Annotated in this window: 9 protein-coding genes; 6 read left to right on the forward strand and 3 right to left on the reverse strand. The window is 71.1% G+C overall.

The window, feature by feature from the left end; genetic code table 11:
* Window positions 1-29 precede the first annotated feature (29 nt).
* Window positions 30-1,640: a serine/threonine-protein kinase gene (locus ABT004_RS25525; protein ID WP_351341195.1), complete on the forward strand. Its 1,611-nt coding sequence runs from the start codon at window positions 30-32 to the stop codon at window positions 1,638-1,640.
* Between the two features lie 44 nt (window positions 1,641-1,684).
* On the opposite strand, the gene ABT004_RS25530 is transcribed toward ABT004_RS25525, so the two are convergent.
* Window positions 1,685-3,211 (reverse strand): CehA/McbA family metallohydrolase, encoded by a 1,527-nt coding sequence (locus ABT004_RS25530; protein ID WP_351341198.1) that lies wholly within the window; start codon window positions 3,209-3,211, stop codon window positions 1,685-1,687.
* A gap of 21 nt (window positions 3,212-3,232) precedes the next feature.
* Window positions 3,233-3,559, reverse strand: coding sequence for a hypothetical protein (locus ABT004_RS25535; RefSeq protein WP_351341201.1), 327 nt, complete (start codon window positions 3,557-3,559; stop codon window positions 3,233-3,235).
* A gap of 104 nt (window positions 3,560-3,663) precedes the next feature.
* Here ABT004_RS25535 and ABT004_RS25540 point away from each other — a divergent pair, with 104 nt between their 5' ends.
* Window positions 3,664-6,279 carry a bifunctional FO biosynthesis protein CofGH gene (locus ABT004_RS25540; RefSeq protein ID WP_351341203.1) on the forward strand — a complete coding sequence of 872 codons (2,616 nt, stop codon included), beginning with the start codon at window positions 3,664-3,666 and terminating at the stop codon, window positions 6,277-6,279.
* A 185-nt stretch (window positions 6,280-6,464) separates the two neighbouring features.
* Here the strand turns inward: ABT004_RS25540 and ABT004_RS25545 are convergent, their stop codons facing one another.
* Window positions 6,465-7,523 (reverse strand): AraC family transcriptional regulator, encoded by a 1,059-nt coding sequence (locus ABT004_RS25545; RefSeq protein WP_351341205.1) that lies wholly within the window; start codon window positions 7,521-7,523, stop codon window positions 6,465-6,467.
* A 469-nt stretch (window positions 7,524-7,992) separates the two neighbouring features.
* On the opposite strand from ABT004_RS25545, the gene ABT004_RS25550 reads away from it, so the two are divergent.
* From ABT004_RS25550 to ABT004_RS25565, 4 genes are all read left to right on the forward strand, one after another.
* Window positions 7,993-8,778, forward strand: coding sequence for a helix-turn-helix domain-containing protein (locus tag ABT004_RS25550; RefSeq protein WP_351341208.1), 786 nt, complete (start codon window positions 7,993-7,995; stop codon window positions 8,776-8,778).
* A 50-nt stretch (window positions 8,779-8,828) separates the two neighbouring features.
* Window positions 8,829-9,101: a ribbon-helix-helix domain-containing protein gene (locus ABT004_RS25555; RefSeq protein WP_351341211.1), complete on the forward strand. Its 273-nt coding sequence runs from the start codon at window positions 8,829-8,831 to the stop codon at window positions 9,099-9,101.
* Window positions 9,098-9,535: a type II toxin-antitoxin system VapC family toxin gene (locus ABT004_RS25560; protein ID WP_351341213.1), complete on the forward strand. Its 438-nt coding sequence runs from the start codon at window positions 9,098-9,100 to the stop codon at window positions 9,533-9,535. The genes ABT004_RS25555 and ABT004_RS25560 overlap by 4 nt, the downstream gene beginning before the upstream one ends.
* A 123-nt stretch (window positions 9,536-9,658) precedes the next feature.
* The gene (locus ABT004_RS25565) at window positions 9,659-10,780 is read left to right on the forward strand and encodes an ADP-ribosylglycohydrolase family protein (RefSeq protein ID WP_351341216.1); all 1,122 of its coding nucleotides are present in this window, start codon (window positions 9,659-9,661) and stop codon (window positions 10,778-10,780) included.
* Window positions 10,781-10,848 lie beyond the last annotated feature (68 nt).

Consider the following 10,848-nt stretch of genomic DNA (forward strand, 5'->3'; position numbering starts at 1 on the left):
ACGGTCACTACGGCGGAACCGGGGGTTCCATGGAGGCGCTGGAGGCGCAGGATCCGCGCACGGTCGGTACATACCGGGTGTTGCGGAGGATCGGTGAGGGCGGCATGGGGCGGGTCTATCTGGCCCGCAACGCGGGAGGCCGCTCCGTCGCGCTGAAGTTCATCCACGCCGACATGGCGGCGCAGCCGGGGTTCCGTGAGCGGTTCCGGCGCGAGGCGGACGTCGTCCGGCGGGTCGGGGCGCCGGGCACGGTGCCGGTCGTGGACACCGGTCTGGAGGAGCGGCACCCCTGGTACGCGTCGGAGTACGTGTCGGGGCCCTCCCTCCAGGACTCGGTCGACCGGTTCGGGCCGCTGCCCGCCGAATCGCTGTGGCGGCTCGCGGCCGATCTCGCGCAGACCCTGGAGCACGTGCACCGGGACCGGCTCGTGCACCGTGACCTCAAGCCGTCCAACGTGCTGCTGTCCGCCGACGGGCCGCGCCTCATCGACTTCGGGATCGTGCACGCCGCGCTCGACGCGGGTCTCAGCGCGGCGGGGCTGACCTCGACCGGGGCGCGGATCGGTACTCCGGCCTACATGTCGCCGGAGCAGGCGTACGGCGAGCGGGTGACCGCCGCGACCGACGTCTACAGCTTCGGGCTCACGCTCGCCTTCGCCGCCACCGGCGTCCAGCCGCACCGGGGCAGCCTCGACCCGCAACTCCCGGGCGTGGACGAGGAGTTGCGGAACCTCATCCGGCAGTGCCTCGACCCGGAGCCGGAGGCGCGGCCGGACGCGGGGCAGCTCGTGGGCCGGGCGCGCACGCACGACGCGACGAGCGACACGTGGCTGCCCGCGCAGGTCGTCTCGCTGATCGCCCGTACGTCGGGGCAGCTCCTGAACCTGGAGGCGCGGGTCGACACGGAGCTGCACGGACAGCTCCCGCAACAGGGGCCGCAGCCGGGCTTCGGTCCCGGCCACACCGCGTACGACCCCGGAGCCCCGGCGGGCTTCCACGGCGCCGCGACGCAGCCGGCCGGGGCGTCGCCGGGCGCCCCGACCCCGCCGCCGCCCTCGACCCCGCCGGGCCCCGCCGGCGGATCCGGCGGCTTCCACGGGTCCGCCACGCAGGCCGCCCCGCCGCCGCCCCGGTACTCGTACGGCCCCGCTCCTCAGCCCTGGGGAGCGGCGGCAGCCCGGTCCGGGCCGGGCGCCTCGGTAGCCGGGGGTGACCGTGGCAGGCTGCTGGGCCGGCCACTGCTCGGGCTGCTGTGGCTGGTGCCCGCGGGCTTCGGCTCGCTCCTCGTCTTCTTCGCCGACGCGACCTTCATGGGCTTCACGCGGGTGACGGGTGCGGCGGCGCTGATCGGCCTGGCGTTCATGCTGACCAGGAGCGGCGGCCCCAACCAGCGGTTTCTGCTGTACTGGCTCGGGCTCGCGGTCCTGGTCCTGCACTCCTGGTGGGGGGTGGGCGGATACAGCGTGACCGGTCTCGAGGTGCAGCACCTGGGCGAGGCGAGGTGGCAGCCGTCCATGTACCAGAACCTCATGGACCTGGTCAGCAGCCTCATCGCGATGCTTCTCGCCTTCGAAGCGCTCGCCCTGATCTACATCGTGCCCGCAGCCTTCATCCGCTTCCGGAAGTCCGCGCCCAATTGAGCCCCCGCGCCTCAATCGCCGCAGGGGCTTGGATGGGGCTTAACTTAAAGGGGCCCCAGGAAGATCGGGTTCGTGAAGGCCGCGAGGGGGCCGGGGAGGCCCGGGGTCGTTGGGGGGTGTCTGAGTTCCGCGCGGGCGTAGGACGCGTACGCCGGGGTGGTGCGCCAGGTCGCCGTGGCCTCGGTCGTCGTGAAGAGCGTGCCCTGGTCCGTGACGATGTGGAGCGTGCAGTCGGGGGCGGACGCCTTGGCCGTAAGGGTGAGGGTGACCGGAGTGTCGGGGGAGACCGCGAGGCGGTCGCCGATGCCCGCCGTCTCGCCCTTGCCGCCGGTCGCCGTGAAGGTGAGCTCGACCGATGAGGATTCGGCGACGTAGGAGTGGCCCGCCTTGATGCCCGCCTGGATGGCCTCGCGAGTCAGGTCGTCCGCCAGGACCACCGTCTGCGGGCCGCCGACGCGGTCCGGGTCGCGGTGCGCGTCGCTGTTGCCCATCGCCGGGATCCACCCCGTGCGGCCCTTTGAACGGGCGTAGGAGACAAGGGTGTTGTCCCAGTCCGCCAGGGACACCTCGTCGTCCGGGGTGTACGGGCCGTTCCACACCTCGACCGCGTCCGCCTCGCCGAAGCCGAACTTCCAGCCGCAGCCGATGCACGTCGCATGCGGGTGCGCGGGGACGACGAGGCCGCCCGCGCGGCGGATCTGCTGCGCGTACTTGGCCCAGCGGTTGTCGCGGGCCCGGTAGCGCCAGTCGACGAACGTGCCGGGTTCGGTGCCGAGCGCGACGACGTGGCCGTTACGGGTGGTGATCTCCTCGCCGATCATCACGAGCAGGTCGTCGCCCGCGACGTCCGACCAGTGCGCGTGCGCGGAGTGCGTGTTGTGGTCGGAGGTGTTGATGAAGTCCAGGCCCGCGGCGCGGGCGAGCGCGCCGATCTCGGCGGGTGTGCGGCGGCCGTCCGAGTACCAGGAGTGCAGGTGGCAGTCCCCGCGGTACCAGGCGCGGCCCCGGCCGCGGGCCCGCTGCGGCGGATAACTCGGGCGCGGCGTCTCGCCGGTGGGGCCGTGCGTGAGCGTCACCGTCACCTCGTACGGCAGGCCCTGTGGGGCCACCGTGTACGGACCCAGCGCGATGTTCCAGCGGCCGGGGCGGACGGGGCCCGGGACGTAGCCGGGCGTCGCGTCGTCGGCGCGGATGAAGAACTCGGTGCGGGCGCCTCCGGACCAGCCGCGGAAGCCCTCGCCGCCGAGCGCCGTGCCGCGCTCGTCGAAGACGCCGATGTCCAGGGCGTTGTTCTGGGTTCCGGCGGGGAGCCCGGTGGCCTTCTCGTACGTGTACGAGACCTTGATCTCGCGTACGCCCGAGGGGACATCGACGGGAAGGTAGACGTAGTCGGGCGCGCCCGGTGGCAGCGTGCCCTTGAGCGTCTTGGTGGACTGCGCGCCGTCGGCGGCGCTGGCGAAGCTCATGGTCGTGAGCGTAAGCGCGGTGGCCGTACCGGTCACGAGCAACGCCCGTCTGCCGATGCCGTGTTCGCCCGCCTGGGCGTCCTCGTGTCTCTCGCCGGTGCACATGTCGGGGCTCCCCAGGGGTTACTACTGGCGGCGCTTGCGGAACAGGCCGACGACGACCAGCACCACGATCACGATGAGGATGATGAAGATCCAGCTGAGCGATTTGCCCCTCTTTTTCTTCTTCGTCTTGTACTTCTTCGTCTTGTACTTCTTCGACTTGCTGACGCTCTGGCTGACGTTCTTGCTCACGTCGACCTTGGAGGTCGTCTTCAGCAGCGTCCCGGAAGTCGCGGAGATGTGGCTACTGGTGGATGTCGACGGCGACGCCGATGCCGTCGCCGGTGCGCCGCCGAGCAGCAGGCCGACCAGCAGTAGCAGCACGGTCATGGGACGCGTGCGAAGAATCATGACAAGCCCCCGTCGGTCCCGCGTCGATCAGGACCCGGCGAGACTAGTGCCCCTCGGCGGCTCCCGGAAGACCCGCTGGAGAGATCCGCTCGTATGCTCGGTTCATGAGTGATCCGGACGCCGTAGCAGAGACCAAGGCAGAACGTCCCACCGCCAACGCGATGCGCCGCGCTCTGAAACGGGCCAGAGACGGTGTCGCGCTCGATGTCACGGAGGCCGCCGTGCTGTTGCAGGCACGCGGCGACGACCTGGCCGACCTCACCACCTCCGCCGCCCGTGTGCGCGACGCGGGCCTTGAGGCGGCGGGCAGGCCGGGTGTCATCACGTACAGCAAGAGCGTGTTCATTCCGCTCACCCGGCTGTGCCGCGACAAGTGCCACTACTGCACGTTCGTGACCGTCCCCGGCAAGCTGCGCCGCGAGGGCCACGGGATGTTCATGTCGCCCGACGAGGTCCTCGACGTCGCGCGCAAGGGTGCCGAACTGGGCTGCAAGGAAGCCCTGATCACCCTCGGCGACAAGCCGGAGGACCGCTGGCCCGAGGCCCGCGAGTGGCTCGACGCGCACGGGTACGACGACACCATCGCCTACGTACGCGCCATCTCGATCCGGATCCTGGAGGAGACGGGGCTGCTCCCGCACCTCAACCCGGGGGTGCTGTCCTGGACGGACTTCCAGCGGCTGAAGCCTGTCGCGCCCTCCATGGGCATGATGCTGGAGACGACCGCCGAGCGGCTGTGGTCCGAGCCGGGGATGCCGCACCACGGCTCGCCCGACAAGGAACCGGCCGTGCGGCTGCGGGTGTTGGAGGACGCGGGCCGCTCGTCCGTGCCGTTCACCAGCGGGCTGCTGATCGGGATCGGGGAGACATACGAGGAGCGCGCCGATTCGCTGTTCGCGCTGCGCCGCACCGCCCGCTCGTACCACGCCATCCAGGAACTCATCATCCAGAACTTCCGCGCCAAGCCGGACACGGCGATGCGCGGGATGCCCGACGCGGAGCTGGACGAGCTGATCGCGACGGTCGCCGTCGCCCGCCACATCATGGGCCCGGCGGGGAACATCCAGGCCCCGCCGAACCTCGTCGACGGCGAGTACGCGCGCCTCATCGACGCCGGGATCGACGACTGGGGCGGCGTCTCCCCGGTCACCATCGACCATGTGAACCCCGAGAAGCCGTGGCCGAAGCTGGATGAGTTGGCGCGTCAGTCGGCTGAGGCGGGCTTCGAGCTGCGTGAACGGCTGTGTGTCTACCCGGAGTTCGTGACGCGCGGCGAGCCGTGGCTCGACCCGCGGCTGCTCCCGCACGTCAGCGCCCTGGCCGACGCCGACGGCCTCGCCGTGGCCGACGCGCCCGTCGTCGGCCGCCCCTGGCAGGAGCCGGACGAGGGATACGTGGCGTCGTCGGGCCGCACCGACCTGCACCGCACCATCGACACCGAGGGCCGGACGTCGGACCGCCGCGACGACTTCGACGTCGTGTACGGCGACTGGGAGGCGCTGCGCGAGCAGGCCGCCCCCGGAATGGTGCCGTCCCGCATCGACGGCGACGTACGCGCCGCTCTGAAGCAGGCCGCCGACGACCCGACGAAGCTCACCGACGACGAGGCCCTCGCCCTCCTGCACGCCGACGGGCCCGCCCTCGACGCGCTGTGCGGCATCGCCGACGACATCCGCAAGTCGATGGTCGGTGACGACGTCACATACATCGTCACACGGAACATCAACTTCACGAACGTCTGCTACACCGGCTGCCGCTTCTGCGCGTTCGCCCAGCGCCGCACGGACGCCGACGCGTACACGCTCTCGCTCGACCAGGTCGCCGACCGGGCCCAACAGGCCTGGGACGTGGGCGCGGTCGAGGTCTGCATGCAGGGCGGCATCCACCCGGACCTGCCCGGCACGGCGTACTTCGACATCGCGAAGGCGGTCAAGGAGCGGGTGCCCGGCATGCACGTGCACGCCTTCTCGCCGATGGAGGTCGTGAACGGCGCGTCCCGCACCGGCATGTCGATCCGCGAGTGGCTGACCGCCGCGCGCGAGGCGGGCCTCGACTCCATCCCCGGTACGGCGGCCGAGATCCTCGATGACGAGGTCCGCTGGATCCTCACGAAGGGCAAGCTGCCGACGGCGACCTGGATCGAGGTCGTCAAGACCGCGCACGAGCTGGGCATCCGCTCGTCCTCGACGATGATGTACGGGCATGTGGACCAGCCCCGCCACTGGCTCGGCCACTTCCGGACCCTGGCGTCCATCCAGCAGGCTGCACTGTCCAAAAACGTGGCCGGCTTCACGGAGTTCGTCACCCTCCCCTTCATCCACACCAACGCGCCGGTCTACCTCGCCGGCATCGCGCGCCCCGGCCCGACGATGCGGGACAACCGGGCCGTGACGGCGATGGCGCGCGTCCTCCTCCACCCGCACATCCCCAACATCCAGACCAGCTGGGTGAAGCTCGGCACGGAGGGCGCGGCCGAGATGCTGCGCTCGGGCGCGAACGACCTCGGCGGCACGCTCATGGAGGAGACCATCTCCCGGATGGCGGGCTCCTCCTACGGCTCGTACAAGTCGGTCAAGGACCTGATCGAGGTCGCCGACACGGCGGGCCGCCCGGCCAAGCCGCGCACCACCCTGTACGGGGAGGTGGCCGAGGAACGGGTCCGGTCCGCGCAGGCATCGGACGGCCATCTCCCGGAGCTGTTGCCGGTGTTGGAGCCGTAGGGCCTACGCTTTCGGGATCCCGGGCCCGGCGCCGCTGACAGGGTGGGCGGCCGGGCCCGAGGTTGCGCAGACGCTCCCGCATTGTCTGCGACTCGGTCCGCCGCCGGACATGGGGATGGAGGGGAGCGGCGGGTGGGCGGCGCCGACACCGCCCATCACCGCGACATCCCGTGAACGGGGCGGCATCAGGAACGTACGTCCTGGGCCGGGGTCCGGTCTCGCCGCTTCGCGCGCGACCGCTGTCCGGTTCGCGCGGCGGCGGTGGCGAGCGTACGGGAGGGGGGTTCGCCGAACCGGTCCTGATAGCGCCGGGCGAACCGGCCCAGGTGGGCGAAGCCCCAGTGGTAGGCGACCACGGTGACTGTGGTCTCGCCGGGTTCGGCGACACGCAGCAGCATCCGTACGTGCTGAAGGCGCACCTCGTGCACGTACCCCATGGGCGTCATCCGCAGCTGCTTGCGGAACGACTCCTGCAGCGTGCGCAGGCTGACCTGGGCGACGGCGGCGAGCCGGTTCGCGTCCCAGGGGTCGGCCGGGCTGTCGCGCACGGCGTCCATGACGCGCTTCACGGCGGCTGCGGGCAGCGCGGGCGGGGGAGCGGCCAGCGCCTCGCGGTAGCGGTGATCGGTCGCCAGCAACAGCCCTTCCAGCAGGGTCTGTTCGAGCCGACCGCAGATCATGGGGCTCTGCAACAGCCCGTCGGGACTGTTCGAGTCGAGTGCGGTCCAGCGGGCCAGGCCCGCCCAACTGCGGCCCGCGCCTTGGGAGATGTCGAACGCGGGCTTGAAGTCGGCGAGACGGTGCGCGGGCCTGCCCAGCATGATCTCCAGTTGCCGGTGCACCGCCGCCTTGTCGACCTTGATGGTGAGGGTGTCGCAGTCCGGCGAGAAATCGCCGACTCGGAAGCTGCCCGTGGGGTTCAGCATGCCCCCTGTGCGGGCCGACACCTGGGTGTCGGCCGCCGGGCCCTGGCCGATGCTGAAGGATCCCGTCGTGGGCGCCACGACGTGGTAGCAGTCCAGTTCAGGGATGTAGGCCCTGATGGACGCGCCGAACGACATGCGTCCGATCGTCACGCCACCCAGCAGCACGACGTCGGCGTCGAGGTCGAAGTCGTCCGCTGCGGGCGTGTCCAGCTTCATGTCGTAGAACTGCTGCGACAGCACGGCACGCGCCTCGTCCACGGAACGCGTGGTGAAGCGGTTGGCCGCGGTCACAAGGCCCTGTCCCTTGCCCGCATCCATGATGTCCCGCCTTTCCCAGTGCCCCTCAGCGCCAGAAGACGTGTGACCTCAGGATCCTCCAACGGGTGGAGCGGCGGGCCGTTTCCGGGCAGCTCCTACCGGATCGCGTCGAGAAAGACGCTCCGGGACCCGAGTTGGCGTGATCCGGTGATCCGGTACGCCAACCACCAAAGAAAGGGTTGGGAAAAACCAACCCCCCCACCTCACCTCCGGACGTAAGCCACCGGAGGGGCGTCACTCGCGAGAGTGACGATCGCCAACTCGACTGGCGAACAGGCGAGTTCGTGGTGCACTCTCTGCCGCATATGCAAATCGGCCCCCGCCGGGACGGCAATCCCGGACGAGGGCCTGACGATCAAGGAAGAAGCGCTTCCCGATGTCTACGAATCAGACTAGCGCGCCCTCGCGCGTCCATTCAGGCCGTTCGGCCACACCCTCACGTGGGCTTCACCGATCCAGGGATCGCCACATGTCCGAATTGACCGTCGTCGGGCATCACCTGGCCCAGCACGCCGACCTGTCCCTCACCGCGATCGGCCTGGCCACGCACATCCAGTCGCTGCCCGACGGGTCGAAGGTCGGCATCAAGGACCTCGCCGCGAAGTTCCCCGTAGGGGAGGTCAGGGTCGCCGCCGCGCTGCGGGAACTGGAGGCGCACGGCTACCTGGAGCGGATCAAGGAACGGCTCCCGTCCGGGCGGATCGTCACGCGCACGATCTCGTACAACAAGCCGCCGCACCTGCGCGACCAGGCACCGCCGGAGCCTCCTGCCGTCCAGGCGCCGCCCGAGGCACCCCGTACCGAGCCGAAGCCCCGCGCACCGCGCCCGCAGCGCCGGTCGCTCCGGGCGCCGCAGCCCGACCCCCAGGACCCCGACCCCGACGCTGTCGGCGTCCTCGTCGGCCTGCGTACCTACGACCCCCGCCTGTTCCTCTCCGAACGCGACATCCGCCGCCTCGCCCCCGCCGCCGAGGAGTGGCTGGCGCGGGGCATGACGCCCGGCGACGTGAAGCGGGCCCTCACGGCGGGCCTGCCCACCGTCCCGATCCGCCACCCCGCGGCCCTGCTGGCACACCGGCTGGCCGCGTCTCTGCCTCCCGAACTCCCACCGAAGCCCCCGGTCGAGCCCTTGCCCGGGCCACCCGCCCCACGCCGGCTGCCGCTCCAGAACTGCGACGGCTGCGACCGGGCGTTCCGGGCGGCGGGGCCGGGGAAGTGCCGGGAGTGTGCGGCGACGATGGTGCGCGCCGCATGACCCGGACGACCGCCTCGCTGTCGTGGTACAGGTTGTGTACCATTGGTGTCATGGCATTGAAGCGTACGAACGTCTACGCGGACGACGCGGATCTGGCGCTGATCAAAGAGGCCTCCGCGCGACTGGGTATGTCCGAGGCCGAAATGATCCGGGAGGGCATCCATCGCATCGCGATGGCCCGCCGGGTATGGGACGAGCCCTTCATCGCCGATGAGGAGGCCATCGACCTGGGTGGACCCGTGACGCATGACGACGTGCGTGCGGCGAGGTCCGGCGGCGGCTCGGGCGCGGGCGCGCGGCAGAACAGGGGACGCGCTGCGTGATCGTGATCGCCGACACTTCGGGGCTTCTCACGCTTTGCAACAGGTCGGATCCGGATCACCTGGCCGCGCGGAAAGCGGTCGACGAGTGCGGTCTGCTGGTCGCGAGTCCGATGGCGCTCACCGAGGTCCATCAGGTGGCCACCAGCAGAGCCGGGCGGCGGGCTGCCGACGGGGTCATGCGCGTGTTGATGGGTCGCCTGGCGGAGACGCGGCTGGTCCTGGCCGAGGTCACTCCGGCGCTGCTCGACATGGCGCTGACCGTGCGCGCCCGTTACGACTCCCTCGACCTCGATCTCGTGGATGCCATGAACGTCGCCCTCGCGGCGGAGTACGACACCGACGCGGTGCTCACGAGGGACCTCCGGGATTTCCGGACGGTGCGGCCGCTGGGGCGCAGGCCGGGGTGTTTCCGGATCCTGCCGGACGACCTCTAGCCGAGCGGCCGCGTGCGCACGCTCGTCCACGATCCCATCACTTCGTGAACATTCCTGGTCGACGTCGGTCGATTACAGTGCTCCAAGCCGAAGGGTCGAGGGTCGTGACAGGAGGAGTCCCCCATGGGCGCAGCGTCCAACGCGGCGGCCGTATGGGGTCGCACAGAACAGCAGGACTTCCGCAGCAGAGTGCGCGGCACCCTGCTCGGTGGCGCACTCGGTGACACCCTCGGCGCCCCGCTCGACGGCCTCTCGCTCGACGGAATCCACGCCGAGCACGGGGCGGAAGGGCTGGGGCAGCTGGTGCCCGTGTACGGGCGGACGGGCGCCATTACGGCCGCCACCCAGCTGACCCTGTTCACCGTCGACGGGCTCATCCGCGCCCAGGTCCGCCGCGACACCGGCGCCTGGCATCCGCCGACGGACGTGCACCGGGCCTATCTGCGGTGGGCGGCGACCCAGCGCGAGTGGGGTCCCGACCTGCGCCGCAAGGAGGACGGCTGGCTGGCCCGCGAGGAGTGGCTGTACTCGCGGCGGGGAGCCGCCCAGGCGTGTCTGCTGGGGCTCGGCAACGACGTCATGGGGACGCTCGACCGACCCAAGAACCTGGACGCGGACGGGGCGGAGGCGGTGACGCGCTCCGCGCCGTTCGGGCTCCTCGTGGGCTGGGAGCCGCAGCTCGTGTTCCAGCTCTCCGTCGAGTGCGCGGTGCATACGCACGGTGCGGCGGAGGCGTATCTGTCGGCCGGAGCGTACGCGGTTCTCGTGCACGCCCTCGCGCGTGGCGACTCGCTCGACGCCGCCGTGCAGCGGGCGCTGGCTCTGCTCGCCGCGCGCCCCGGGCATACGCCCGTCGCGGACGCGCTCAAGCACGCGCTCGGCGCCGTACGGCAGGGTATGCCGACCGCGGCGCGGGTCGGTGAGCTGGTCGGTGAGGGCGATGCGACGGGTGTGCTCGCGGCTGCCGTGTACTGCGCGCTGGTCAGCGACGACATCCGGCACGGGCTCGGGCTCGCCGTGCATCACGACGGGCCTTCCGCGCTGGTCGGCGCGTTGTGCGGGAGTCTGCTCGGGGCGCTGCACGGGGAGACGGCGTTGCCGCCGGCGTGGGTGGCGGAGGTCGAGGGCAGGCCCACGATCCTGGAACTTGCGGATGACTTCGCCATGGAGATGACGCAGGGCGCTGCGCTGCATGGGCCTGCGGCCGCTTCGGCGGGTTGGTTGGCCCGCTACCCGCGCGCGTAGCCCCCACCCCGGGGCTCTGCCCCGGACCCCGCGCCTCAATCGCCGGCGGGGCTGAAAAGATCGGGGCT

The organism is Streptomyces sp. NPDC002790 (genome assembly GCF_040295505.1).
GTDB lineage: Bacteria > Actinomycetota > Actinomycetes > Streptomycetales > Streptomycetaceae > Streptomyces.

Excerpts from the sequence above, each read along its gene's own strand:
- ABT004_RS25535 (WP_351341201.1), bottom strand. The coding sequence starts at position 3,559 with ATGATTCTTCGCACGCGTCCCATGACCGTGCTGCTACTGCTGGTCGGC.
- ABT004_RS25550 (WP_351341208.1), top strand. The coding sequence starts at position 7,993 with ATGTCCGAATTGACCGTCGTCGGGCATCACCTGGCCCAGCACGCCGAC.
- ABT004_RS25530 (WP_351341198.1), bottom strand. The coding sequence starts at position 3,211 with ATGTGCACCGGCGAGAGACACGAGGACGCCCAGGCGGGCGAACACGGC.
- ABT004_RS25540 (WP_351341203.1), top strand. The coding sequence starts at position 3,664 with ATGAGTGATCCGGACGCCGTAGCAGAGACCAAGGCAGAACGTCCCACC.
- ABT004_RS25565 (WP_351341216.1), top strand. The coding sequence starts at position 9,659 with ATGGGCGCAGCGTCCAACGCGGCGGCCGTATGGGGTCGCACAGAACAG.
- ABT004_RS25525 (WP_351341195.1), top strand. The coding sequence starts at position 30 with ATGGAGGCGCTGGAGGCGCAGGATCCGCGCACGGTCGGTACATACCGG.
- ABT004_RS25545 (WP_351341205.1), bottom strand. The coding sequence starts at position 7,523 with ATGGATGCGGGCAAGGGACAGGGCCTTGTGACCGCGGCCAACCGCTTC.
- ABT004_RS25555 (WP_351341211.1), top strand. The coding sequence starts at position 8,829 with ATGGCATTGAAGCGTACGAACGTCTACGCGGACGACGCGGATCTGGCG.